This window comes from Burkholderia sp. JP2-270, from assembly GCF_003233675.1.
GTDB lineage: Bacteria > Pseudomonadota > Gammaproteobacteria > Burkholderiales > Burkholderiaceae > Burkholderia > Burkholderia pyrrocinia_C.
The window spans coordinates 3321019-3347178 of record NZ_CP029824.1 but is presented as its reverse complement, the minus strand read 5'-3'; the positions used below and the strand labels follow the sequence as shown (position 1 = coordinate 3347178).

Here is a 26160-nt window from a genome sequence, read left to right as displayed (position 1 = left end):
AATCGCGGGGCGCGGCGCCGTCCGGCTGCCCGCGTGCGTTTCCAATCACCGTGACCGCCATGCTTTCGATTTGCAAGATGTTGTCTGTCGCGCGCGCCGCCCTGTTCGGCGCGGGCGTTGCCTTCGCATGCGCGACCGCCGCCGCCGAGGCCGCCCCGGTGCCCGCCGGCAACGACGGGCCGGCGTACGGCCCGCGCCTGGAAGGCTTCACCTACCCGGAACCCCTGCACCGCTACGCGTTCGTGTCGCAGCGTGAAACCCTCGAGATGATTTACATGGACGTGCAGCCGGCGCACCCGAACGGCCGCACCGTCGTGCTGCTGCACGGCAAGAACTTCTGCGCGGGGACCTGGGAAGACACGATCGGCGTGCTGAGCCGCGCCGGCTATCGCGTGATCGCGCCGGACCAGATCGGCTTCTGCAAGTCGTCGAAACCGGATCGCTACCAGTACAGCTTCCAGCAGCTCGCGCGCAACACGCACGCGCTGCTGGAATCGATCGGCGTGAAATCGGCGACGATCGTCGGCCACTCGACGGGCGGGATGCTCGCGATGCGCTATGCGCTGATGTACCCGAAGGCGACCGACCAGCTCGTGCTCGTGAACCCGATCGGCCTGGAGGACTGGAAGGCGCTCGGTGTGCCGCCGCTGTCGGTCGACTACTGGTATGCGCGCGAGCTGAAGACGACGGCCGACGGCATCCGCCGCTACGAGCAGAGCACGTACTACGCGGGCAAGTGGTCGCCGTCGTACGAGCGCTGGGTGCAGATGCTCGCCGGGATGTACCGCGGCGCCGGTCGTGACGCGGTCGCGTGGAACTCCGCGCTGATCTACGACATGATCCTCACGCAGCCGGTGGTCTACGAACTCGGCGCGATCCGCGTGCCGACGCTGCTCATGATCGGCGACAAGGACACGACCGCAATCGGCAAGGATGTCGCGCCGCCCGACGTGCACGCGAAGCTCGGCCGCTATCCGGAACTCGCGAAGCGCACGCAGGCGGCGATCCCCGGCGCGCAGCTCGTCGAATTCCCGGCGCTCGGGCACGCACCGCAGATCCAGGACCCTGACGCGTTCCACAAGGCGCTGCTCGACGCTCTGGAGGCCGCGCACCCGCAGTGATGCGGGGCGGGCCGCCGGCGGCCCGCGCTCGCGCCGTCAGCGCGTTTCGTTCGCGAGTTCGTCGCGGATCTGCGCGGCCAGTTCGAACGAGCGCAGCCGCGCGGCGTGATCGTAGATCTGCGCGGTGACGATCAATTCGTCCGCCCCCGTCTGCGCGATGCGGTCGCGCAGCTTGTCGCGCACCGTGTCGCGCGAGCCGACCGCCGCGAACGACAGCGAATGCGCGACGTTCGCGAGTTCGAGCTCGTTCGCCTCGAGCGCGTCGACGGGCGGCGGCAGCTTGCCCGGCGTGCCGCGCCGCAGGTTGATGAACTGCTGCTGAAGCGACGTGAACAGGCGCCGCGCCTCGTCGTCGGTCTCGGCTGCGAACACGTTGACGCCGACCATCGCGTGCGGCTTCGGCCAAGCGGCCGACGGCCGGTACTGCGTTCGGTAGATCTCGAGCGCGCGCATCAGGTAGTCCGGCGCGAAGTGCGACGCGAACGCAAACGGCAGCCCGAGCATCGCGGCGAGCTGCGCGCTGAACAGGCTCGAACCGAGCAGCCACACGGGCACGTCGAGCCCCGCGCCGGGCACCGCGCGCACGCGCTGGCCGGGCACCGGTTCCGCGAAGTAGCGCAGCAGCTCGGCGACGTCGTCCGGAAACGAATCGGCGCTGCCGATCAGGTCGCGGCGCAGCGCGCGCGACGTGGTCTGGTCGGTGCCGGGCGCGCGGCCGAGGCCGAGATCGATGCGCCCCGGATACAGCGACGCGAGCGTGCCGAACTGCTCGGCGATCACGAGCGGCGCGTGGTTCGGCAGCATGATGCCGCCCGACCCGACGCGGATCGTCTTCGTGGCACCCGCGACATGGCCGATCACGACGGCGGTCGCCGCGCTCGCGATGCCGGGCATGTTGTGATGCTCGGCGAGCCAGTAGCGCTGGTAGCCCCAGCGTTCCGCGTGCTGCGCGAGATCGACGGTGTTGCGGAAAGCCTGCGAGGCGTCGGCGCCGGCCGGAATGGGGGCGAGATCGAGTACGGAAAACGGAGTCATCGGGTGGCCTTCGAAAGGGGCGCGCGGTGATGCGCTTACGCAACAAATGCCAAGGATTTTGCCAAAGGGTTCCGGAACGTGCTGGGCACGCGCCGATACCCATGCGCGTCGCAGGGATGCAGGGTCGAATTCGATGGTTGTTGCAAAAATCAATCCAATCGTTGGTTAATTACCAATCTTTACGGCAATTGGACGTAAATCCGCATCGACCTACAAATTTTCACGAAACGTTTGATTTTCAAGACTGCAATACGCCTGCAAAGTGCTTACGCTAACGTAAACGCGGTTGCGCCTGAATGGTTCGCCGGCCGCACAGCTTTGCTGAAATTGCACAAGTCCGTTTCTCGCAGTACCGAGCGCAGGGTGCCGCAGGCTGATAAAATCCGGCGCCTGCCCATGTTGTGCCGATGGTAGCCATTCGAGTCTTCCCGCATCCCCGTCCGGGCGTCGCGCGAAGATGCGCCACACGAAGCCGGGCATGGCGACACCCGAAAGCGGGTCGTGCCTCCCCCTATACAGACGCTGCTGGAACAAGGAGTCGGGTCGTGCCCGCGTTCGTCGCTGTCCGAATACCGCATCACGCTCAATCACGCTCAAGCGTTCGCCGTGGCGTTCAGGTCGCCGGGAGGCGCCGCGCATGACGCCGACCGCAACGCTGCTCGACTGGCTCCTGATCGCGTTCACGCTGGCCGCGGCCGGTTATGCGCTCGTCGCCGCGTTCGCGCCGCAGCCGCGCACGCCGCGCACGGCCGCGCGCGACGGCTACGAGCCGGTCAGCGTGCTCAAGCCGCTGTGCGGCGCGGAGCCGCACCTGTACGAAAACCTCGCGACCTTCTGCGAGCAGCGCCATCCGCGCCATGAAGTGCTGTTCGGCGTCGCGTCGGCGGCCGATCCCGCCATTGCCGTCGTCGAGCGGCTGCGTGCCGATTATCCCGAGTGCGACATCACGCTGGTGGTCGATTCGCGCGTGCACGGCAAGAACCTGAAGGTCAGCAACCTGATCAATCTCGCCGAGCGCGCGAAGTACGGGCGCATCGTGATCGCGGACAGCGACATCGCGGTGAAGCCCGATTATCTGGAGCGCGTGACGGCGCCGCTCGCCGACGTGTCGGTCGGCGTCGTCACGTGCTTGTATCATGCGCGCAGCGTCGGCGGGTTCTGGACGCGGATCGGCGCGCAGTTCGTCGACGCCTGGTTCGCGCCGTCGGTGCGGATCACGCACCTCGGCCGCTCGAGCCGTTTCGGCTTCGGCGCGACGCTCGCGCTGACGCGCGACACGCTCGACCGGGTCGGCGGCTTTCTCGCGCTGAAGGACGAGCTGGCCGACGATTTCTGGCTCGCCGAACTGCCGCGCCGCCTCGGGCGGCGCACCGTGCTGTCGGAGGTCGACGTCGTGACCGACGTGACCGAGCCATCGTTCGGGCCGCTGTGGCACCGCGAGACGCGCTGGCTGCGTACGATCCGGTCGCTGAACCCGGCCGGCTTCGCGTTCCTGTTCATCACGTTTACCGCGCCGTGGCTCGCGATCGGCGCGGCGCTCGCGCTGCGTCTCGACGGAACCTTTGCCGGCACGCTGGCGGGCGCGGCGGCCACCGTCGGCGCATTCGGGCGGCTCGTGCTGCATGCGCGCGGCGAGGACGGCTGGCGCGCGTTCTGGCGCGACCTGCCGCTCGTCGCGGTGCGCGACACGCTGCTCGCGCTCGAGTGGCTCGCGGCGGTGTTCGGCACGCACGTCGTGTGGCGCGGTGCAAGGATGACGGTCGTCGGCGGCGAACGCGCGACGGCAGCCGTGGAGGCGGTGGACGGCCGCTAGGGCCGCTCCCGGACGAACCCGGCCCGAGGGCCGAGACGCGCCGCGCGGCGAAGCTGCGCGACGCGACATGACAGAGAGGCGGGCGCCGGCAGGGCGGCCCGCGGTTTTTTGACTGAATCGTTGAATCGAAACGAACTATGCAGGCTACCGGAGCATTCATGAAAACGCTGTTCTTGCAGGCCCCTTCGTATGACGGCTTCGACGGCGGAGCCGGCTCGCGCTATCAGGCGAAGCGCGAAATCCGCTCCTTCTGGTATCCGACGTGGCTCGCGCAGCCGGCCGCGCTCGTGCCGGGCAGCCGCGTCGTCGACGCACCGGCCGACGGCCTGACGGTCGAGGAGACGCTGAAGATCGCGAACGACTACGACCTCGTGATCATCCACACGAGCACGCCGTCGTTCCCGACCGATGCGATGTTCGCGCAGGATCTGAAGAAGATGAAGCCGTCGATGCTGGTCGGCATGGTGGGCGCGAAGGTGATGGTCGATCCGCACAACTCGCTCACGGCGAGCGAGGCAATCGACTTCGTGTGCCGCGAGGAATTCGACTACACCTGCAAGGAAATCGCCGAAGGCAAGCCGTTCCCCGAGATCAAGGGCTTGAGCTGGCGCGCGAAGGACGGTTCGATCGAGCACAACGAAGCGCGTCCGATCCTCGAGAACATGGACGAACTGCCGTTCGTCGCGCCCGTCTACAAGCGCGACCTGAAGATCGACAACTACTTCATCGGCTACCTGAACTACCCGTACGTGTCGATCTACACGGGCCGCGGCTGCAAGTCGCGCTGCACGTTCTGCCTGTGGCCGCAGACGGTCAGCGGCCATCGCTACCGCACGCGCTCGGTCGAGAACGTGCTCGCGGAAGCGAAGTGGATCCGCGACAACATGCCGGAAGTGAAGGAACTGATGTTCGACGACGACACCTTCACCGACGACCTGCCGCGCGCCGAAGCCATCGCCATCGGTCTGGGCAAGCTCGGCATGACGTGGTCGTGCAACGCGAAGGCGAATGTGCCGTACAAGACGCTGAAGGTCATGAAGGAAAACGGCCTGCGCCTGCTGCTGGTCGGTTTCGAATCCGGCGACGACCAGATCCTCGTGAACATCAAGAAGGGCGTGCGCACCGATTTCGCGCGCCGCTTCAGCGCGGACTGCAAGAAGCTCGGCATCAAGATCCACGGCACCTTCATTCTCGGCCTGCCGGGCGAGACGCAGGAGACCATCAAGAAGACGATCGAATACGCGAAGGAAATCAATCCGCACACGATCCAGGTCTCGCTCGCCGCGCCGTACCCGGGCACGACGCTTTACAAGCAGGCCGTGGAAAACGGCTGGATGGAAGAGAACAAGACCATCAACCTGGTGAGCAAGGAAGGCGTGCAGCTCGCGGCGATCGGTTATGCGCACCTGTCGCGCGACGAGATCTATCACCACCTCGAGCAGTTCTATCGCCAGTTCTACTTCCGTCCGTCGAAGATCTGGGAGATCGTCCGCGAGATGCTGACGAGCTGGGACATGATGAAGCGCCGCCTGCGCGAAGGCGTCGAGTTCTTCCGTTTCCTGCGCGCGCACGAGGCTTGATTCGTGGCGACGCAGCGGGCGGCGCGGGCGCTGATCTTCACCGCGGACGACTTCGGGCTGCACCCGCGCGTCAACGCGGCGGTCGAGCGTGCGCACCGCGACGGCGTGCTGAACGCCGCGAGCCTGATGGTCGGTGCGAGCGCCGCGCAGGATGCGATCGAACGCGCGCGGCGGCTGCCGTCGCTCGCGGTCGGCCTGCATCTCGTCCTCGCGGACGGGCCCGCCACGCTGCCTGCGCATGACATTCCCGCGCTCGTCGGCTCCGACGGGCGGTTCGGCGACGCGATGGCGAAGGACGGCTGCCGCTTCTTCTTCCTGCCGCACGTGCGTGCGCAACTGCGCCGCGAGATCCGCGCGCAGTTCGACGCGTTCGCGGCGAGCGGCCTGCCGCTCGACCACGTGAACGCGCACAAGCATTTCCATCTGCATCCGACCGTGCTGTCGATGATCATCGAGATCGGCCGCGACTACGGGCTGCGTGCGGTGCGGCTGCCGTACGAGACGAGTGCGCCGGCGCTGCTCAAGCCGTGGATCGCGCTCGTGCGCGCACGGCTCGACCGCGCCGGACTCGCGCACAACGACTACGTAGTCGGGATCGAGCATACGGGCGCGATGGACGAGGCCGTGCTGCTCGACGCGCTCGCAACGCTGCCGCCGGGCGTCGGCGAGATCTACTGCCATCCGGCCGAGGCCGGCGACGGCCCGATCACGCCGACGATGGCCGGCTACCGTCCGGTAGACGAACTCGATGCGCTGCTGTCGCCGCGCGTTGCCGCCGCGCTGAAGGCGGCGGGCGTCGCGACCGGCGGCTTTGCCGACGTGTTCGGACAGCATGCGGCCCGGCGCGGTGCGCACACGCCGCGCGCACCGGGAGCGCAGCCGTCATGACCAAATGGATCAAGTGGCTCGGCTGGCCGATCGGCATCGGCATCCTGCTCGCGCTGGGGCTGCACGAAGGCATCGGCGACGTATCGCAGATGCTCGCGCGCGCCGGTTACGCGCTGCTGTGGCTCGTGCCGTTCCACGCGCTGCCGCTACTGCTCGACGCGTATGCATGGCACCTGCTGCTCGACCGGCGCAGCTCGCTGCCGTTCCTGTGGTGGATCGCGACCGTGCGCGAGGCCGTGAACCGGCTGCTGCCCGTGGTCGGAATCGGCGGCGAACTCGTCGGCATCCGGCTCGCGCGCTGGCAGGTACCCGACGCGAGCCGCGTGACGGCGTCGGTGATCGTCGAGGTGCTCGTGACGATCGTCGTCCAGTATGCATTCGCGGCGCTTGGCCTCGTGCTGCTGCTGTCGACGACGGACAACATGGGCGGCGGCACGATCAGCCTCGCGCTGCTGCTGACGCTGCCGTTGCCCGTGCTCGGCGTCGTGCTGATGCGGCGCGGCGGCATCTTCCACGCGATCGAGCGTTTCGCGGGCCGCCTGCTCGGCGATTCGCACCGGCTGCTGCAGGGCATCGACGGCCGCCGGCTCGACGCCGACATCGACGGGCTGATGTCGCGCACGGGTCTGCTGTTCAGCGCGTTCTTCTGGCAGCTGGCCGGCTACGTGCTCGGCGCGCTCGAGATCTACTGGGCGCTCGCGCTGCTCGGCCATCCGGTGTCGATCGGCGGTGCGATCGCGATCGAGGCGATGACGCAGGCCGTGCGGCATGCGGCGTTCATGGTGCCGGGCGGCCTCGGCGTGCAGGAGGCGACCGTCGTGCTGCTCGCGCAGATGTTCGGCGTCGATCGCGAGACGGCGCTGTCGCTCGCGCTGGTCAAGCGCGGCCGCGAGGTGCTGTTCGGCTGCGTGGCGCTCGGTTCGTGGCAGCTCGCCGAGCTCGTGCGCACGCGCCGCCGCATCAACGACGCGCCGCCGGCCGGGCCGCGCGCGCCGCATCCGGCGAGCAGCACGCCCGAAACCGAAGCCGAAACCGAAACCGAAACGACACATTGAACACGAGACGGGCCGCGCGCCCGTCTCGCGCTTTCGGCGTCGTGCGGGTATGCTTGCCGCGTGTTTTCTCGACGCGCATTTCTTCCGATGATTTTCCGTTTCCGGCTGCTTCCCGTGACGATGCTGGCCGCCGCGCTGGCGCTGACCGGCTGCGACGACAAGCAAGGTAACCTCGACGTGCAACGCATCAGGGACTTCTTCAACGCGATCAAGCCCGCGCCGCTGCTGCTGAAGGGGCTGAAGGTCGGCGAATCGACCGAGGCCGACGTGCGCGGCACGATGGGCAAGCCCGAGACCGAGCGCGTGTTCACCGACGGCTCGAAGCGTCTCGAATACCCGCGCGGCCCGATGGGCAACCAGACCTGGTTCGTCGATCTCGATGCGAGCGGCCGCTACACGGGCGCGACGCAGGTGCTGACCGCCGAGAATTTCGCGAAGGTGCGCCCCGGGATGAACGAGGACGAGGTGCGGCGCCTGCTCGGCAAGCCCGGCGACATCGCGCAGTATCCGCTGAAGCCCGAGACGGTCTGGAGCTGGCGCTGGCTCGAGGACGGCGTCAACACCGACGCATTCTTCAACGTCCATTTCGGCCCGGACGGGCTTGTCTATACGACTTCGCGCTCCGACATCCTGAAGGGACGGTGAGCCGGCCCGGGTTCGGCGCTATATCGAAAAAGCGACCGGAAAATTGCAAAAAGTCCGCTTCCCTGCGTGTCATCCGACTGTCAGGAAGCGGCTTTTTTCCTTTTGAAACAGTGGCGTAGGCCGGGCTCGCAATGACCGGGCGGGTTGCTGCGGCGCAGCAAACGCGTGCAAGGTGATTTGAGGCAAACAATTTCGCTTGCGACTATCCGCGTCACCCCGGCGCGGGACAGGCATTCGCGTCGGCATCCATTCCAACTCTGGAGGCGCGCGTGTTCCTTTACGGCTTTGGTCCTGTCCTCTGGGCCGGCACCGTGCAGACCATCGAGCTGTCGGTGCTGTCGCTCGCCACTGCGGTGGCGCTGGGGCTGATCGGCGCGGTGGCGAAGCTGTCGCACAACCGGGTGCTGCGAGCGATCGCGACCGGTTATACGACGTTGATCCGCTCGGTGCCCGATCTTGTGCTGATGCTGCTGCTGTTCTACAGCATCCAGATCTGGCTGAACCAGTTCACCGACCTCGTCGGCTGGGACCAGATCGACATCGATCCGTTCGTGGCCGGCGTGCTGACGCTCGGCTTCATCTACGGCGCGTACTTCACCGAGACGTTTCGCGGTGCCTTCCTGTCGGTGCCGCGCGGCCAGCTCGAAGCCGGTGCCGCGTACGGGATGAGCGGCGCGCGCGTGTTCGCGCGGATCATGTTTCCTCAGATGATGCGCTTTGCGGTGCCCGGGATCGGAAACAACTGGCAGGTGCTCGTGAAGGCGACTGCGCTGGTGTCGATCATCGGCCTCGCGGACGTCGTGAAGGCCGCGCAGGACGCCGGCAAGAGCACGTTCAACATGTTCTTCTTCATCCTCGTCGCGGCGCTGATCTACCTCGCGATCACGACCGTTTCCAACCTCGTGCTGATCCAGCTCGAGAAGCGTTATTCCATGGGCGTGCGGCACGCAGAACTATGATCGAGATCCTCCAGGAATTCGGCAAGGCGTTCCTTTTCTGGGACGGCCAGCGCCTCTCCGGCCTTGCGGTGACGCTGTGGCTGCTTGTCGCGTCGATTTCGCTCGGCTTCGTGTGCGCGGTGCCGCTCGCGGTCGCGCGCGTGTCGAAGAAGAAGTGGGTGTCGATGCCCGTGCGGTTCTATACGTACGTGTTCCGCGGCACGCCGCTCTACGTGCAGTTGCTGCTGATGTACACGGGCATGTACAGCCTCGAGTTCGTGCGTTCGCATTCGCTGCTCGACGCGTTTTTCCGCAGCGGCTTCAACTGCGCGATTCTCGCGTTCGCGCTGAACACCTGCGCGTACACGACCGAGATCTTCGCGGGGGCGATCCGCGCGATACCGCACGGCGAGGTCGAGGCTGCGCGGGCGTACGGGATGACGCCGTTCACGATGTACCGCCGCGTGATCCTGCCGTCGGCGCTGCGTCGTGCGCTGCCGCTGTACAGCAACGAGGTGATCCTGATGCTGCACGCGACGACCGTCGCGTTCACGGCGACCGTGCCCGACATCCTGAAGGTCGCGCGCGACGCGAATTCCGCGACCTACATGGCGTTCCAGTCGTTCGGAATCGCCGCGCTGATCTATCTTGCGGTATCTTTCGCACTCGTCGCGGCGTTTCGCCGCGCGGAGCGCCACTGGCTTGCGTATCTCGCGGCCGCCCGTCATTGAATTCACTTCGAGGAGAGCCAGTTGGCCGAGATCACTCAAACGAGCGCTGCCACCAAGCTTGCGGCGCTCGACATCCACAAGCGCTATGGCGACAACGAGGTGCTCAAGGGCGTATCGCTGAACGCGAAGGCCGGTGACGTCATCAGCATCATCGGCGCGAGCGGCTCGGGCAAGAGCACGTTCCTGCGCTGCATCAATTTCCTCGAGCGGCCGAATGCGGGGCAGATCGTCGTCGACGGCGAGACCGTCCGCACGAAGGCCGACCGCGCCGGTGCGCTCGAAGTCGCCGATCACAAGCAGCTGCAGCGCATCCGCACGAAGCTCGCGATGGTGTTCCAGCACTTCAATCTGTGGGCGCACATGAACGTGCTCGAGAACGTGATGGAAGCGCCCGTGCACGTGCTCGGCATTTCGAAGAAGGAAGCCGAGGAGCGTGCGCGCGAATACCTGGAGAAGGTCGGCCTCGCGCCGCGCGTCGAGAAGCAGTATCCGTCGCACCTGTCGGGCGGCCAGCAGCAGCGTGTCGCGATTGCGCGTGCGCTTGCGATGCATCCGGACGTGATGCTGTTCGACGAGCCGACGTCGGCGCTCGACCCGGAGCTGGTGGGCGAAGTGCTGAAGGTGATGCAGAAGCTTGCCGAGGAAGGGCGCACGATGATCGTCGTCACGCACGAGATGGGTTTCGCGCGCAACGTGTCGAACCACGTGATGTTCCTGCATCAGGGGCGGACCGAGGAAGAGGGCGATCCGAAGGAGGTGCTGGTGCGCCCGCAGAGCGAGCGGCTCAAGCAGTTCCTGTCGGGCAGCCTCAAGTAACGCGACAGAGCAGGTTTCATACGTGGTACCGGTGTCCCGTCCCGCAGGCGCCACCCGCACGACGCAGGTGGTGATCGTTGCATTGCCGCCCGTGTCGATGTCGGGCGTGGGCCCGATCGTCGATGCGCTGAATCTTGCGAACGAGATCGACGGCCGGCTGCTGTATCGCTGGCAGGTATGTTCGTGGGACGGGCGGCCCGTGCCGCTCGCGGGCGGCGCGCAATGGCATGCCGATGCGGCGTTCAACGATGCGATCGCGTGCGACTGGCTGATCGTCGTGACCGAGCGGTTTCAGCAGTTTGCCGACTATCGGCTGTTTCTCGCGAGTCTCGCGCGCGTCGGGCAGCGTACGCCGCTCGTGACCGGCATTCATCACGGCGTGTGGTGGCTCGCGATGGCCGGGCAGCTTTCCGGTTATCGCGTGAGCGTGAACTGGGAGACGTATCAGCAGTTCGCAGAGCAGTTCGAGCGGTCGATCGTCACGCAGCAGATCTTCGAGATCGATCGGGACCGCGCGACGTGCGCGGGAGGGCAGGCTACCGTGGATTTCATGCTGGCGATGGTCGGCCGGGAACACGGACCCGATCTCGGTGAGCGGATTGCCGATGCGCTCGGCGCGGGGACATTGAGGAGTGGCGAGGAACGTCAGCGGATTCCTTTCGTTACTGCGCCCGGCGAGCGGCATCCGCGGTTGAACGATGCGTTGCTGTTGATGGAAGCCAATGTCGAGGATCCTTTGACTACCGATGAGATCGCCGAGCTCGTCGGCGTGTCGAGGCGGCAGCTCGAGCGGCTCTTTCGGCAGTATCTCGGGGCGATGCCCTCGAAGTATTACCTCAATCTGCGGCTGCTCAAGGCAAGGACGCAGTTGCAGCGCACGAGCAAATCGGTCGTGCAGGTTAGTCTCGCCTGTGGGTTCTCTTCTGCTGCGCACTTTTCCAATGCTTATCGCGAGAGGTTCGGGGTGACGCCTCGGGAGGATCGGCGAGCTTGGCTCGAAAAGCAGACCGGGAGTGAGCCTCGCGGGGGCGCGTTGGTCGAGCGGGATGGGAAGGATTGATTCGTGGTTCGCTTTTGTTTTTCGTGAAGCACCTGTGATCGTGTCGGTCTATTAGCGTCGCCCCTGCGCGGGGCGGCGGTTACTTTTCTTTGTCTTGCCAAAGAAAAGTAACCAAAAGAAAGGCGCTCGGAAAACGCATGACCTCCCGGTGCCGTGGTCATCGGAGTGGCCCCCGCCTAAGTGTCCGCGCCAGTCAGGAGGCCGGAGTGGTTCGAGCAATGGTTCTGACGCATCACACCACCCAACGGAGCGGTATACCGCCCGCCAGCTCCATCCTCGCTGCGCTCGGCTGCAAGGTGCTTCAACTCGCAAGGGATGGTGTTTGCGGTGACCTTGCCAGGAGGCGTGCGACAAACGGACCACAACGGCGCACATCCGATCCCCAAGAGCAGCGATAGGGCTAGCCGGCAAGACCTAAGTAGGGTGCGACGTATGGCTTGCAATAGAACAGCGCGGCGAGCAACGTTACAACGAAAAGCGCTCCCCCCCAGCGACGTCCCGACCATCGTTTATACGCTACCGCGTTTAATATCGCGCATGTGACAGCGGGCCATAGCAGCATGGCGAACATGCCCCACAGGAACTTCGCATGCGATGTGCAGTGTTCCATGTCGTTGCAGCCCGTCGCATGTGATTTCACCTCGGGCCAATGGATGTGATTGAGGGCGTAGATAGTTGCCCATGTGACGAGCAAGCCCCATACGAACCCGAGTACAGCGAGCGCCATACGCTTCATTTCACTTCCCAGAAAAGGATTTCTTTGGAATTGGCAAGGTCGGAGAACCAGTTGTTGTTTGTCAGTGGGTTTCGGAATCGCGACATGCCAATGCGGAAGCGTAAGAAATTCACGACGGATGACGTAAGCGTGTCCTTGTTCCACAGGTCGATATGACCGCCGCTCAGTGCGTCGGCAGAGTCGCCATCCTGTCGCCAGTAGCCGAAAAAGCAGATGATACCGGTTCGGTTTTTTACCTTGTCTTGCCAGTCTGGGCCAGTGATGTTTTCAGGTTTGCCAAGCCCAAGGAACGGGCGAAGCTTTAACCATTCAGCCAGTTCATACGCGCGCGTCGCTGTCGCTTTACCGCCAAGGATCAGACGGCCTAGCGTCTTCTTTCCGGGCATCGGCTTCAATACGTTTTGAGAAAACGACTTCATGTCGCTTCCGATGCTGTGAAACGTGACGCTCATGCGAATGGCGCATTGATTCTCATACTCGCCAGTGGTGTCGTCGTAGGGGGCATTCTTCGGGTACGCGTTCCAAAGCGCTTGAAAGGACAGCGCTTGAAGCTGTACGGATTTCTTCGATTGTGGTGTGTTGTTCGTGCGGATCTTCGTGGATGGATTAGGCATAGCTTACCCCGCAGTGTTTCTTTGCAATCGCTTCGTCTCCCCAATAGATGGTGTAGTCTCCGGATCCGTCGCCGGTGTGGACGCGCGGTAGCTTGCCGCTTGTGTCGAGCACGCCGGAATGGATGCGGCCGTCTGCCGTCTCGATGTAATAGGGGTAGCCCTCTGGACCGTGAGCAGCACTGCCGCTAGCTTTCGCCTCGACTTGCTCATCAAATGTGCCTTTCTTGACCGACACGACGCGGCCCGTTATCGTTCGGCTCGAAACGACCTCCCCGAGACCCCTTAACCCATCATCACACCATGCTTCACCGGCAAGCAACGCAGTGATGCTCGGCGGAGTCGAGCAGCCGCACAGGACAATATCGCGATCTAGTGCGACTTCTCCCCGAAACTTGAGTCGATATGGCCCGCCAGCCTTTGCGATGATGCCGGTGCTTTGACATGCAATGCAGAACGCACTGCCGCCAATCAAGGCTGCTTGATGTCCGTGGACCAGGAACGGCGGTCCGCTGTATGGGTTAATTGTTCCGCCGCTTGAAAGGCTATCGCTCACAACTGCAATTCTTCTATTCATCGTTTGGCCCTCTCCGAAAGTCATAATCGTATCGGTGCGGCGTAAGGGGCCATCTCGATATTGTTCGAGGTGCTTGAGATCGAGTGAGCGCGCTGCTTGTGCATAGGATTCGTGGCGTCGCGTTCGTGCCGTGATTTCCGAAACTGATCGACCAACAGCGCCGCTTGAGGGATGCGTACCTTGCAGCCGAGCGTAGCGAGGATGGAGCTGGCGGGCGGTATACCGCTCTGTTGGGTGGTGAGTGATGTCAGAACCATTGTTCGAACCACTCCGTGTTCTGTCCTGGCGCGGACACTTAGGCGGTGGCCACTCTGATGACCACGGCACCGGGAGGTCATGCGTTTTCCGGGCGCCTTTCTTTTGGTTACTTTTCTTTGGCAAGACAAAGAAAAGTAACCGCCGCCCCGCGCAGGGGCGACGCTAATAGACCGACAAGTCAACAGGTGCTTCACGACAAACACAGGCGAACCACCAAAAAAACCACCCTGACACCAAAACCCACAGCCCCCTCCCGGAAGGGCAAAATAGCAGCAGAAAAAGGGGCTTCCGATAGAACCCGTCGCAATTCCGCAAGACGCTTGCGTCACCCTTACCTAAACTTGATCCTGTTGAACCCTCTTACGAAACCGAAAGGAACGACCATGACGACCTCGACCGTGACCCGCCAGACATTCGACGAAGTGATGGTGCCGGTATTTTCCCCCGCCCCGTTCGTGCCGGATCGCGCAGAGGGCTCCCGCGTGTGGGACACGGCCGGCCGCGAGTACGTGGATTTCGCATGCGGCATCGCGGTGACGTCGCTCGGCCACGGCCACCCGGAACTGCTGAAGGTCCTGGACGAACAAGGCCGCAAGCTCTGGCACATCGGCAACGGCTACACGAACGAGCCGGTGCTGCGCCTCGCGAAGCGCCTCGAATCGCTGACCTTCGCCGATCGCGCGTTCTTCGCGAACTCGGGCGCGGAAGCGAACGAAGCCGCACTGAAGCTCGCACGCCGCGTCGCATTCGATCGCCACGGCGCCGACAAATTCGAAATCATCTCGTTCGTGCAGTCGTTCCACGGCCGCACGTTCTTCACGGTCAGCGTCGGCGGCCAGCCGAAGTACTCGGAAGGCTTCGGCCCCGTGCCGGCCGGCATCAAGCACCTGCCGTACAACGACATCGAAGCCGCGAAGGCGGCGATCGGCCCGCAAACCTGCGCAGTGATCGTCGAGCCCGTGCAGGGCGAAGGCGGCGTGATCCCGGCCGATCCGGCCTTCCTGAAGGCGCTGCGCGAAGCGTGCGACGCCAACACCGCACTGCTGATTTTCGACGAAGTGCAAACGGGCGTCGGCCGCACGGGCCAGTTCTACGCGTACATGGACACGGGCGTCACGCCGGACATCCTGACAACCGCCAAGGCGCTCGGCAACGGCTTCCCGATCGGCGCGATGCTGACGACGAACGAACTGGCCGCGCACTTCAAGGTCGGCGTGCACGGCACGACGTACGGCGGCAACCCGCTCGCATCGGCGATTGCCGACAAGGTCGTGGAACTGATCGGCGACCCGGCACTGCTCGAAGGCGTGCGCGAACGCAGCGTGCGCCTGAAGGGCGCGCTCGAACGCATCAACGCGCGCTTCGGCATCTTCAAGGACATCCGCGGCAAGGGCCTGCTCGTCGGCGCGGAACTCACCGCCGCGTTCGACGGCCGCGCGAAGGACTTCGTCAACGCAGCAGCCGAGAACGGCCTGATCATGCTGATCGCCGGCCCGAACGTGCTGCGCTTCGTCCCGTCGCTGGTGATCCCGTTCGACCTGCTCGACGAAGGCGTCAAGCGCTTCGAGAAGGCGGTCGAACAAGTGCTCGCCGCGCAGGAAGCCACCGCGCGCTGATCGGCGCACCCATCGCAGACAGGAACGACGATGCTATTTGTTCGCCCCGGCAAACTCACGGATCTCGATGCGCTCGCGCACATGGCGCGCACCGCGCAGCCGGTCCTGCACTCGCTGCCGCACGACCGCGCGGCGCTCGAAGCGCGCGTGGCGCTCTCCGAGGATTCGTTTCGCGCGGACGTCGACTTCGCCGGCGAGGAGTTCTACCTCTTCGTGCTTGAGGATTCGTCGACAGGCAAGCTGCTCGGCACGGCGAGCATCGTCGCCGCGGCCGGTTACTCGGAGCCGTTCTACGCGTTCCGCAACGACGCACTGATCCACGCGTCGCGCGAGCTGCACGTGAACCGCAAGATCCACGCGCTCACGATGTCGCACGAGCTGACCGGCAAGAGCCGGCTCGCCGGCTTCTACGTCGATCCGTCGCTGCGCGGAGACGCGGCCGCGCACCTGATCTCGCGCGCCCGGATGATGTACATCGCCGCGAACCGCCGCCGCTTCACGCCCGAAGTGTTCACGCTGCTGCTCGGCGTCAGCGACGGCAACGGCGCATCGCCGTTCTGGGAAGCAGTGGGCCGCAAGTTCTTCGGCCGCGACTTCACCGACGTCGACATCGCGTCGGGCGGCCGCAGCCGCACGTTCATCGCGGAAGTGATGCCGGCCTATCCGATCTACGTGCCGCTGCTGCCGGAAGCCGCGCAGCGCGTGCTCGGCGAGCCGAACGAGACGGCACTGCTCGCATACGACATCCATCTCGAGGAAGGCTTCGAACCCGACCGCTTCGTCGACATCTTCGACGCGGGCCCGGTGCTGACCGCGCAGGTCGACCGCACCGCGTGCGTGAAGCACGGCGCGGAGCGCGTCGTGCGCGAGGCCGCGCACCAGCAGGGCGACGTCGCGTACATGGTGTCGACGGGCAGCGGCGAATCGTTCCGCTGCGTGCTGGCCGACCTGCCGGGCGACACGGCCGATGCGCCGCTGGCCGGCGACGTGCGCGCGGCGCTCGGTGTGAAGGATGGCGATGTCGTGCGCTGCGTGCCGCTGCACCGCCGCGACGATGAAGATTTGAAGGGAGACGCAGCATGATCGTCGTTCGGGTCGTACAAACGGGCGACGTCGACGCGCTCGTGTCGCTCGCGAAGGAAACCGGGCCGGGCCTGACCACGTTCAAGCCCGACCGCGACGCGCTCGCCGCGCGCATCGAGCGCACGCGCCGCACGCTGGCGGGCGAGGCTGCGCCCGGCGAAGCCGGCTACTTCTTCGTGATGGAAGACTCGAAGACGGGCGACATCGCGGGCGTGTGCGGAATCGAATCGCAAGTCGGCCTCGAGCAGCCGTTCTACAACTATCGCGTGAGCACGGTTGTGCATGCGAGCCAGGAACTCGGCGTGTGGACGCGGATGTCCGCGCTGAACATCTCGCACGACCTGACGGGCTATGCGGAAGTGTGCTCGCTGTTCCTGAGCCCGCGCTATCGCACGGGCGGCGTCGGCGGCCTGCTGTCGCGCTCGCGCTTCATGTTCATCGCGCAGTTCCGCGAGCGCTTCCCGGAACGCATCTGCGCGGAACTGCGCGGCCACTTCGACGAAGACGGCACGTCGCCGTTCTGGCGCGCAGTCGGTTCGCACTTCTACCAGATCGATTTCAACGCGGCCGACTACCTGAGCTCGCACGGCCGCAAGTCGTTCCTCGCGGAACTGATGCCGCGCTACCCGGTGTACGTCGACCTGCTGCCGCAGGACGCGCAGGACGCGGTCGGCCTCACGCACCGCGACACGCTGCCGGCCCGCAAGATGCTCGAAGCGGAAGGGCTGCGCTACCAGAACCACGTCGACATCTTCGACGCGGGCCCCGTGCTCGAATGCCACGTGAACGACCTGCGCACGGTGCGCGAGAGCGTCGTCGTGCCGGCAGCGATCGGTGTGCCCGACGCGCAGGGCGACCATCCGCCGACGTCGCTCGTGTCGAACACGTCGCTCACCGATTTCCGCGTCGGCGTCGCGCCGGGCGTGGTCGCGAACGGCTCGTTCGTGCTGTCGGCCGACGATGCCGTCGCGCTCGACGTGAAGGCCGGCGATCCGGTTCGCGTGCTGCCGCTCAAAGTCAAACAGGGATAAACGAATCATGACGGAACTCTTCATCGACGGCGCCTGGGTCGCAGGCTCGGGCCCCGTCTTCGCTTCGCGCAACCCGGGCACCGACGAAATCGCATGGCAGGGCGACAGCGCATCGGCGGCCGACGTCGACCGCGCGGTCGCGAGCGCGCGCCGCGCGTTCGCCGGCTGGTCGGCGCTCGACTTCGAATCGCGCTGCGCGATCGTGAAGCGCTTCGCGGCATTGCTCAACGAACGCAAGGAAGCGATCGCAACCGCGATCGGCCGCGAGACGGGCAAGCCGCTGTGGGAAGCGCGCACCGAAGTCGCGTCGATGGCCGCGAAGGTCGGCATCTCGATCCAGGCATACCAGGAGCGCACGGGCGAGAAGCGCCAGGACATGGCCGACGGCGTCGCGGTGCTGCGTCACCGCCCGCACGGCGTCGTCGCGGTGTTCGGCCCGTACAACTTCCCCGGCCACTTGCCGAACGGCCATATCGTGCCCGCGCTGATCGCCGGCAACACGGTCGTGTTCAAGCCGTCGGAGCTCGCACCGGGCGTCGCGCGCGCGACGGTCGAAGTGTGGAAGGAAGCCGGGCTGCCGGCCGGCGTGCTGAACCTCGTGCAGGGCGAGAAGGACACGGGTATCGCGCTCGCGAACCATCGGCAGATCGACGGGTTGTTCTTCACGGGCAGCTCGGACACCGGCACGCTGCTGCACAAGCAGTTCGGCGGCCGTCCGGAAATCGTGCTCGCGCTCGAAATGGGCGGCAACAACCCGCTCGTGATCGGCGAAGTCGAGGACATCGACGCGGCCGTGCATCACACGATCCAGTCGGCGTTCCTGTCGGCCGGCCAGCGCTGCACGTGCGCGCGCCGCATCTTCGTGCCGCAGGGTGCGTTCGGCGACCGCTTCCTCGCGCGCTTCGCCGACGTCACGTCGAAGATCACGGCCGACGTGTTCGATGCCGATCCGCAGCCGTTCATGGGCGCGGTGATCTCGGCGCGCGCGGCCGCGAAGCTGGTCGACGCGCAGTCGCGCCTGGTCGAGCAGGGCGCGAAGCCGATCGTCGCGATGACGCAGCGCGATCCGCGCCTCGGCTTCGTGAACGCGGCGATCGTCGACGTGACGGGCGTGGCGAACCTGCCCGATGAAGAACATTTCGGCCCGCTCGCGCAGATCGTCCGCTACGCGACGTTCGACGAAGCGATCGAGCGTGCGAACGACACGGCGTTCGGCCTGTCTGCCGGCCTGCTGGCCGACGACGCGCACGCATGGGAGCACTTCCGCCGCACGATCCGCGCCGGGATCGTCAACTGGAACCGGCCGACCAACGGCGCATCGTCCGCCGCGCCGTTCGGCGGCACGGGCCGCTCGGGCAACCATCGCCCGAGCGCGTATTACGCGGCCGACTATTGCGCGTATCCGATGGCGTCGGTGGAAAGCACGCAACTGACTTTGCCCGCGAGCCTGTCGCCGGGCCTGCATTTCTGATCGAGGGAACGACGATGAACGCACAAGAAGCCAATTTCGACGGGCTCGTCGGCCCGACCCACAACTACGCCGGGCTGTCGTTCGGCAACGTGGCGTCGCTCAACAACGAGAAGTCGGCTGCGAACCCGAAGGCCGCCGCGAAGCAGGGGCTGCGCAAGATGAAGCAGCTCGCGGATCTCGGTTTCGCGCAGGGCGTGCTGCCGCCGCAGGAGCGGCCGTCGCTGCGCCTGTTGCGCGAGCTCGGCTTCTCGGGCAAGGACGCGGACGTGATCGCGAAGGCCGCGAAGCAGGCGCCCGAGCTGCTCGCCGCGGCGAGCTCGGCGTCGGCGATGTGGACCGCGAACGCGGCCACCGTCAGCCCGTCGGCCGACACGAGCGACGGCCGCGTGCACTTCACGCCCGCGAACCTGTGCAGCAAGCTGCATCGCGCGATCGAGCACGACGCGACGCGCCGCACGCTGTCGACGCTGTTCGCCGATCCCGCGCACTTCGCGGTGCACGAGGCGCTGACGGGCACGCCGGCGCTCGGCGACGAAGGCGCGGCGAACCACACGCGCTTTTGCGCCGAATACGGCAAGCCGGGCGTCGAGTTCTTCGTGTACGGCCGTGCGGAATACCGCCGCGGCCCGGAGCCGAAGCGTTTCCCGGCGCGCCAGACCTTCGAGGCGAGCCGCGCGGTCGCGCATCGCCACGGGCTCGCGGAAGAAGCGACGGTCTACGCGCAGCAGGATCCGGACGTGATCGACGCGGGCGTGTTCCACAACGACGTGATCTCGGTCGGCAACCGCGACACGCTGTTCACGCACGAGCGCGCGTTCGTCAACAAGCAGGCGATCTACGACACGCTGACCGCCGCGCTCGACGCACGCGGTGCGCGGCTGAACGTGATCGAGGTGCCCGACGCGGCCGTGAGCGTGAACGACGCGGTGACGTCGTACCTGTTCAACAGCCAGCTGCTGTCGCGCGCGGACGGCTCGCAAGTGCTCGTCGTGCCGCAGGAATGCCGCGAGAACGCGAACGTCGCGGCGTATCTCGACCGTCTCGCGGCCGGCAACGGCCCGATTCACGACGTGCTCGTGTTCGACCTGCGCGAAAGCATGAAGAACGGCGGCGGCCCCGCGTGCCTGCGCCTGCGCGTCGTGCTGAACGAGGCGGAGCGCGCGGCCGTCACGTCGAACGTGTGGATCAACGACACGCTGTTCGCGTCGCTCGACGCGTGGATCGACAAGCACTATCGCGATCGCCTCGCACCGGAAGACCTCGCCGATCCGGCGCTGCTCGACGAGTCGCGCACGGCGCTCGACGAGCTCACGCAGATCCTGCGCGTCGGGTCGCTGTATGACTTCCAGCGCTGACGCACCGATGTCCGCCGCCGCGCCGCTCGACGACTTTCTCGCGTTCACGCTGGCCGGCGGCACGCCGGCCGTGACGGACGGCGCCTGCGCGGGCGGGGCAGTGCGCTGGCAATGGCTCGGCGACGGGCTGCTCGCGCTCGAACCGGCCGCGGGTGACGGCGCGGCGCGCGCGAGCGTGCTCGTGTCGGCCGGCGTGCACGGCGACGAGACGGCGCCGATCGAGCTGTTGTCGATGCTCGTGCGCGATCTCGCGTCGGGCGCGCTGCCGCTCGCGTGCCGGCTGCTGGTCGTGCTCGGCAACGTGCCGGCGATGCGCGCCGGCGAGCGTTATCTCGACGACGATCTGAATCGCCTGTTCAGCGGTCGTCACGCGCAGGTGCCCGCGAGCCGCGAAGCGCCGCGTGCCGTGCAGCTCGAAGCGGCCGCTGCCGCGTTCTTCGCGGCGGCGCCGGCGGGCGGCGTGCGCTGGCACATCGACATGCATACGGCGATCCGCGCGTCGGTGTTCGAGCAGTTCGCGCTGCTGCCGCATACGGGCACGCCGCCGACGCGCGCGATGGTCGAATGGCTCGGCGACGCGCGCATCGCGGCCGTGCTGCTGCATACGGCGAAGGGCAACACGTATTCGCATTTCACGGCCGAGCACTGCGGCGCGCTCGCATGCACGCTCGAACTCGGCAAGGTGCGGCCGTTCGGCCAGAACGACCTGACGCGCTTCGCGCCGGCCGATTTGGCCGTGCGTCGACTCGTATCGGGTGCGCGGGGCGATGCCGGGGCCGTGCTGCCGCGCGTATTCACCGTGATCGACCAGATCACGAAGCAGAGCGACGCGCTCGAATTGTTCGTCGCGGCCGACGTCGCGAACTTCACCGCGTTCGCGCGCGGCACGGTGCTCGCGCAGGACGGCGACTACCGCTACACGGTGACGCACGACGAGGAGCGGATCGTGTTTCCGAACCCGACCGTGAAGCCGGGCCTGCGCGCGGGCCTGCTCGTCGTCGACACGACACGCGAGACGCTCGCGGCACTCGTCTGAGCGCGTGTCCCGACCGATTGCGCGGCCGCGACCGCGCGCGGCCCGCGCCTGACCCGCAACCCGTCGGTATCCCGTCGTCGCCGCCTGCACGCCGGGGCGGACGGCCCCCGGCCCGCGGCCTTGCGTATTTGCGACATCGTCTTGCAAGTTCGGCGGCCGGCCCGGCCGGCGCCGCGCACGCACCGCAGCATCGCGCGCCGCCGGCCGCTTTGCCATATCGGGCCGCGCGGATTGGTACAATCGCGGCCTTGCGGCTGTTGCGCCGCATCACGGCACGGCATCGACATTGTCGCGGCTATCTGGCCCTGCAATGATGCAAGCGCCCGTAGTTCCGGAACATTCGAGTATCGAGGAGAGCACCTGATGAAGTTGGATTGGCGTAAAGTGGCCGCGCATGCGGTGGTGGCGGCATCGGCCGTGGCGGCAGGCAGCGCGTTTGCCGCGGATCTGAAGGAGATCCGGTTCGGCGTCGAGGCCTCGTACGCACCGTTCGAATACAAGACGCCCGACGGCAAGCTGACCGGCTTCGACATCGACATCGGCAACGCGGTGTGCGCGAAGCTGAAGACGAAGTGCGTGTGGGTCGAGAACGACTTCGACGGCCTGATCCCCGCGCTGCAGGCGCGCAAGTTCGACGCGATCAACTCGGACATGACGATCACCGACCAACGCAAGCACGCGATCGCGTTCACCGATCCGATCTACACCATTCCGAACCAACTGATCGCGAAGCAGGGCAGCGGCCTGCTGCCGACCCCGCAATCGCTGAAGGGCAAGCGCGTCGGCGTGCTGCAGGGCACGATCCAGGAAGCGTATGCGAAGAAGAAGTGGGCGCCGGCCGGCGTCGAAGTCGTGCCGTACCAGACGCAGGACCTGGCCTATGCCGACCTGAAGTCGGGCCGTCTCGACGCGACGTTCCAGGATTCGGAGGCCGGTTCGAAGGGCTTCCTGACCAAGCCGCAAGGCCAGGGCTTCGCGTTCGCGGGCGGCACGGTCAGCGACACCGAGATCCTCGGCTCGGGCGTCGGCTTCGGCCTGCGCAAGAACGACGCGGCGCTGAAGACCGCCCTCGATCAGGCGCTGAAGGACCTGAAGGCCGACGGCACGATCGACAATCTCGCGAAGAAGTACTTCAGCGTGCCCGTGACGCTCAAGTAAGCGTTTCGTTCGATCGCACGATGCCAAGCAGACCGGCCGCTCATGCGGCCGGTCTGCGTTCGGGAGGCCGGAAGCGACGCGGGCAGGCAGCCGCTGGCCGCGCTACGCGGGAAAGAACCGGCCCAGTTCGCGTGCGAGCTCGTTGAGCACGCTCATCTCCTGCTGCGCGATTTTGCGCGCGGGCTGCGCACCGGCCCAGTCGCCGTATAGCAGCGCGACGGTCGTCGTGCCGACCCGCACGGGCAGCAGCACGAACGCGCGCGTGTCGTCGAACGCGTCCTGATACCACGCGGGCAGGCGCTTGAGCATCTTCGGATCCTGCGCCTGCTCGATGAAGATGCCGACCGAATTCGTGATCGCGAGATGAAACACGTCCGGCTCGAAGCGTTCGTCGAAGCGCAGCCGGTCGAGCGCCGTATCGACGCCGGGGCCGAAGCCGAGGCGCGCGGCGAACGTGCCGTCGTCGTGACGCACGAACATCACGGTGCGCGTGAACGCGAGGCCGGCCAGCAGGCTTTCCGACGCGAGTGCGAGCACCGGCGTCAGCACATGCTCGGACGGCAGCGCGCGCAGGTCCGCGAGGCCGGCTTCGAGGCGTGCCTCGGGCTCGGCCTGCGCGCGCGCGATCGCATCGGCGTTCGCGCGCAGCTCGACGATCTCGCGCATCACGGTGTCGCTCGCTTCCTCGCGCGCGAGCAGCTCGGCGATCTCGACTAGCGCGTCGGACTCCATGTCGAGCTCCGTGCCGTAGTGCTGCGCGAGCGACGCAATGCGCGCGTCGCGCTGCGGGCTCGCGGGCATCGCGAGCGCGCTCGCGACGTCGGTCGAGCAGCGGCTCACCGCGCGCAGCCAGCGTACGCGGTCGGCCGGGCCGTCGTCGGCCGCATGGCCCGCGTTGCGGTCGTCGTCGTATTCGTCGTCGAACGCGTCGGCGTGGGCCGCGTGGTCGTCGTTGGCCATCCCCGCGCGAATCACGTCGGGCAGCCGCCAGCGCGCGGCCGCTTCGAGCCCGATCTCGTCGAAGCCGACGCCGAGCACGTCGATGCACGCGGCCGCGTCGTCGCCGTTCAGCTCGGCCGTGCGCCGGCGGATCCGGTCCCATTCGCTGTCGAGATAGCAGACCACCAGCAGCTTGCCGACCTGGCGCATCAGCGTGCAGACGACGGCTTCCTCGCCGCCGCGCAGCTCGGCGTGCTCGGTCAGCTTGCGCGCGACGCAGCCGGACAGCAGCGCGCGGTTCAGTTCGAGCTTCGCGTCGATGCGTCGCGGCGTGCTGTGGTGGAAATGGTCGACGAGCTTCAGCCCGACGACGAGATGGCCAACCGCGTCGAGGCCGAGTACCATCAGCGCGCGGGTGACGGTCGTGATGTTGCCGCCGAACGCCATGTACATCGCGGAGTTCGCGAGCCGCAGCACTTTCTGCGTGAGCGCGAAATCCGACAGCACGACGCGCACGAGCGCTGTGAAGTCGAGGTCGTCGTTCTTCATCGCGGCCATCGTCGCACGCAGCGATTCCGACAGCAGCGGGAAGTCGCCCCGTTCGTTCATCCGGGCCCACAGCTTGTCGAGCAACGCGGTGCGGGGCAGGTATTCGGTGGTTGACATACGGATCTGTCCGGTTCGCCGCGCGTCAGGCGGCGGCGTGCAGGTGCAGCTGCTGCGCCTCGAAGCGCCGTGCGAGCTCCTCGGACGGCAGCGCCTGGCAGACGAGCCAGCCCTGGATGTGATTGCAGCCCATCTCCGTCAGCAGTTCGCGCTGCGCCTCGGTCTCGACGCCTTCGGCGACGAGCTCGAGATCGAGCGTCTGCGCGAGGCCGACCACCGCCGACACGATCGCGCGGTCGTTGCGCGACGTCAGCAGGTTCTCGACGAAGCTGCGGTCGATCTTCAGTTTCGCGAGCGGGAAGCGCTGCAGGTACGCGAGGCTCGAATAGCCGGTGCCGAAATCGTCGATCGCGAAGCGGATGCCGAGATCGGTCAGCTCCTCGAGCAGCCCCTTCGCGTGCGCGGGGTCGTGCATCAGCAGGCTTTCGGTGATTTCGAGCACGATGCGGCGCGGGTCGATGCCCGTCAGCGCGATCGCCTCGCGTACGCTCTGCGTGAAGCGCGGGTCGCGGAACTGCTGCGGCGACACGTTGACCGCCACGTACTGCAGCGCGAGCCCCTGACGGTCCCATGCGACGAGCTGCATGCACGCGGCCTTGAGCACCCAGTTGCCGAGATAGTTGATCAGGCCGATCGATTCGGCGAGCGGAATGAAGGTCGCCGGCGGCACGAGGCCGTGCACCGGATGGCGCCAGCGGATCAGCGCCTCGACGCCGACCACCGCGCACGACTGGCTGTGCGTGATCGGCTGGAAATGGAGCGAAAACTCGCCGTTGCGCACGCCGTCGTACAGGTCGGCTTCGAGCTTCAGCCGTTCGGCGTCGGCCGGATCGTCGACGGGCGCATGGAACGCGAGCGCGTTGCCGCCCGATGCCTTCGCCTGCGCGAGCGCGTGGTCGGCGCGGCGCAGCAGCGGGCTGTGGTGCTGCGCGCGGTGCGGCGCGGCACGCTCGTCCGGATAGAGCGCGATGCCGATGCTGGCGGACAAATGCACGGTCTGCCCCTGGTACACGTAGGGCTCGCGCACCGCGGCCTGCAGCCGGCGCGCGAGCGCGTCGGCGGCATTGCTCGCCTGCGCGCGGTCCGGCGCGCCGAGCACGATCGCGAACTTGTCGCTTGCGACGCGCGCGAGCTGCTCGTTCGGCGTGACGAGCGCCTTCAGCCGCTGCGCGGTTTCTCGCAGCAGCGTGTCGCCCGCGTCGTAGCCGAGCGCGCGGTTGATCCGCTGGTAGTCGTCGAGGTCGAGCAGCAGCAGCGCCGCGCAGGTGCCGTCCTCGTCGGCGGTCTGCTGCGCGCGCATCAGCGCGGGCACGAGCGCGGACAGGTTGTCGAGCCCCGTCATCGGATCGTGGTGCATCTCGTACGTGAGGCGCGCCTCGAGCGCGCGCCACGACGACACGTCGAACGCCGCGATCGCGAAGCCGTCGACCCCGTGGTGACGGCTCTTGAACGCACGGATCTCGACGTCGAGCGGGTAGGTCAGCGACTTGACGATGCACATCGTCGCCTTCTCGACCTGGCCCGAATGCGCGGCGCGTGCAAGCAGGCCTTCGAGCGCCGCGGTATCCTGTTCGGCGATCAGGTCGCGCAGCGTCAGCGTGTGCAGGTAGTCGCGGTGGTAGCCGATGAAGCGCAGGCTCGCGTCGGACACATACAGAAAGCGCAGCTCGCGGTCGACATGGGCGAGGAAATCCACCGTGCCGACCGTCTGTTCCAGCCAGTTGCGCACGGAGTCGTCGCGCCGCGGCGCGCCGGCGCGCGCGGGCATCAGCGCGCCGCCCGACCAGGCGAAGCGGCGCAGCGTATGCAAGGCGCTGCGCCAGGAGCCCTTGCGTGACGTCTGTTTCCTGTTGGCTTCCATGTTTCTCGCTGACGTGAAGGGCTGGAACCGGTTGTCCGGAAGGAATAACGGCACACTGTGCGGAATCTTTAACGGGCCGG

General features: G+C 66.6%; 22 protein-coding genes. 17 read left to right on the top strand and 5 right to left on the bottom strand.

Annotated elements, in window-relative coordinates; genetic code table 11:
* Positions 1-59: 59 nt before the first annotated feature.
* Positions 60-1121 carry an alpha/beta hydrolase gene (locus tag DM992_RS15720; RefSeq protein ID WP_111017493.1) on the top strand — a complete coding sequence of 354 codons (1062 nt, stop codon included), beginning with the start codon at positions 60-62 and terminating at the stop codon, positions 1119-1121.
* A 36-nt stretch (positions 1122-1157) separates the two neighbouring features.
* On the opposite strand, the gene DM992_RS15715 is transcribed toward DM992_RS15720, so the two are convergent.
* On the bottom strand, positions 1158-2156 hold the full coding sequence (locus DM992_RS15715; RefSeq protein ID WP_111017492.1) for an LLM class flavin-dependent oxidoreductase: 999 nt from the start codon (positions 2154-2156) through the stop codon (positions 1158-1160).
* Positions 2157-2793: 637 nt separating this feature from the next.
* Between DM992_RS15715 and hpnI the strand changes: the two genes are divergently transcribed.
* From hpnI to DM992_RS15670, 9 genes are all read left to right on the top strand, one after another.
* Positions 2794-3969: a bacteriohopanetetrol glucosamine biosynthesis glycosyltransferase HpnI gene (gene hpnI, locus DM992_RS15710; protein ID WP_111017491.1), complete on the top strand. Its 1176-nt coding sequence runs from the start codon at positions 2794-2796 to the stop codon at positions 3967-3969.
* Positions 3970-4127: 158 nt separating this feature from the next.
* The gene (gene hpnJ / locus DM992_RS15705; RefSeq protein WP_111017490.1) at positions 4128-5549 is read left to right on the top strand and encodes a hopanoid biosynthesis associated radical SAM protein HpnJ; all 1422 of its coding nucleotides are present in this window, start codon (positions 4128-4130) and stop codon (positions 5547-5549) included.
* A gap of 3 nt (positions 5550-5552) precedes the next feature.
* Positions 5553-6437: a hopanoid biosynthesis-associated protein HpnK gene (hpnK, locus tag DM992_RS15700; protein ID WP_111017489.1), complete on the top strand. Its 885-nt coding sequence runs from the start codon at positions 5553-5555 to the stop codon at positions 6435-6437.
* Entirely contained in the window at positions 6434-7492 is a 1059-nt protein-coding gene (locus DM992_RS15695) for an HpnL family protein (protein ID WP_111017488.1), read from the top strand. The genes hpnK and DM992_RS15695 overlap by 4 nt, the downstream gene beginning before the upstream one ends.
* Before the next feature lie 87 nt (positions 7493-7579).
* On the top strand, positions 7580-8137 hold the full coding sequence (locus tag DM992_RS15690) for a lipoprotein (RefSeq protein WP_034183140.1): 558 nt from the start codon (positions 7580-7582) through the stop codon (positions 8135-8137).
* A gap of 269 nt (positions 8138-8406) precedes the next feature.
* A complete protein-coding gene (gene hisQ, locus DM992_RS15685) occupies positions 8407-9096 on the top strand; it encodes a histidine ABC transporter permease HisQ (protein ID WP_111017487.1) in 690 nt (229 codons plus the stop codon).
* Positions 9093-9806, top strand: a complete 714-nt coding sequence (locus DM992_RS15680; protein ID WP_065500422.1) for an ABC transporter permease — start codon at positions 9093-9095, stop codon at positions 9804-9806. The genes hisQ and DM992_RS15680 overlap by 4 nt, the downstream gene beginning before the upstream one ends.
* A gap of 21 nt (positions 9807-9827) precedes the next feature.
* Positions 9828-10622, top strand: a complete 795-nt coding sequence (locus DM992_RS15675; RefSeq protein ID WP_111017486.1) for an ABC transporter ATP-binding protein — start codon at positions 9828-9830, stop codon at positions 10620-10622.
* Positions 10623-10644: 22 nt separating this feature from the next.
* A complete protein-coding gene (locus tag DM992_RS15670; protein WP_111017485.1) occupies positions 10645-11682 on the top strand; it encodes a GlxA family transcriptional regulator in 1038 nt (345 codons plus the stop codon).
* Between the two features lie 732 nt (positions 11683-12414).
* Here the strand turns inward: DM992_RS15670 and DM992_RS15655 are convergent.
* Together DM992_RS15655 and DM992_RS15650 are read right to left on the bottom strand one after the other, a co-directional pair.
* On the bottom strand, positions 12415-13032 hold the full coding sequence (locus tag DM992_RS15655) for a type VI secretion system amidase effector protein Tae4 (protein WP_111017483.1): 618 nt from the start codon (positions 13030-13032) through the stop codon (positions 12415-12417).
* Positions 13025-13606, bottom strand: coding sequence for a PAAR domain-containing protein (locus tag DM992_RS15650; protein ID WP_111017956.1), 582 nt, complete (start codon positions 13604-13606; stop codon positions 13025-13027). The genes DM992_RS15655 and DM992_RS15650 overlap by 8 nt, the downstream gene beginning before the upstream one ends.
* 641 nt (positions 13607-14247) lie before the next feature.
* Between DM992_RS15650 and DM992_RS15645 the strand changes: the two genes are divergently transcribed.
* From DM992_RS15645 to DM992_RS15610, 7 genes are all read left to right on the top strand, one after another.
* On the top strand, positions 14248-15480 hold the full coding sequence (locus DM992_RS15645; protein WP_111017482.1) for an aspartate aminotransferase family protein: 1233 nt from the start codon (positions 14248-14250) through the stop codon (positions 15478-15480).
* A gap of 30 nt (positions 15481-15510) precedes the next feature.
* Positions 15511-16563, top strand: a complete 1053-nt coding sequence (gene aruF, locus DM992_RS15640) for an arginine/ornithine succinyltransferase subunit alpha (RefSeq protein ID WP_111017481.1) — start codon at positions 15511-15513, stop codon at positions 16561-16563.
* The gene (astA, locus tag DM992_RS15635; RefSeq protein ID WP_111017480.1) at positions 16560-17594 is read left to right on the top strand and encodes an arginine N-succinyltransferase; all 1035 of its coding nucleotides are present in this window, start codon (positions 16560-16562) and stop codon (positions 17592-17594) included. The genes aruF and astA overlap by 4 nt, the downstream gene beginning before the upstream one ends.
* 7 nt (positions 17595-17601) lie before the next feature.
* A complete protein-coding gene (gene astD / locus DM992_RS15630) occupies positions 17602-19065 on the top strand; it encodes a succinylglutamate-semialdehyde dehydrogenase (RefSeq protein ID WP_111017479.1) in 1464 nt (487 codons plus the stop codon).
* 14 nt (positions 19066-19079) lie between these two features.
* Positions 19080-20420, top strand: coding sequence for an N-succinylarginine dihydrolase (gene astB / locus DM992_RS15625; protein ID WP_111017478.1), 1341 nt, complete (start codon positions 19080-19082; stop codon positions 20418-20420).
* 7 nt (positions 20421-20427) lie between these two features.
* On the top strand, positions 20428-21456 hold the full coding sequence (gene astE, locus DM992_RS15620; RefSeq protein WP_204356122.1) for a succinylglutamate desuccinylase: 1029 nt from the start codon (positions 20428-20430) through the stop codon (positions 21454-21456).
* Positions 21457-21819: 363 nt separating this feature from the next.
* Positions 21820-22614 (top strand): ABC transporter substrate-binding protein, encoded by a 795-nt coding sequence (locus tag DM992_RS15610; protein WP_111017476.1) that lies wholly within the window; start codon positions 21820-21822, stop codon positions 22612-22614.
* A 102-nt stretch (positions 22615-22716) separates the two neighbouring features.
* Here the strand turns inward: DM992_RS15610 and DM992_RS15605 are convergent, their stop codons facing one another.
* Positions 22717-24219 carry an HDOD domain-containing protein gene (locus DM992_RS15605; protein WP_111017475.1) on the bottom strand — a complete coding sequence of 501 codons (1503 nt, stop codon included), beginning with the start codon at positions 24217-24219 and terminating at the stop codon, positions 22717-22719.
* A 25-nt stretch (positions 24220-24244) separates the two neighbouring features.
* Positions 24245-25987: a cyclic di-GMP phosphodiesterase CdpA gene (cdpA, locus tag DM992_RS15600; protein ID WP_204356121.1), complete on the bottom strand. Its 1743-nt coding sequence runs from the start codon at positions 25985-25987 to the stop codon at positions 24245-24247.
* Between the last annotated feature and the right edge of the window lie 173 nt (positions 25988-26160).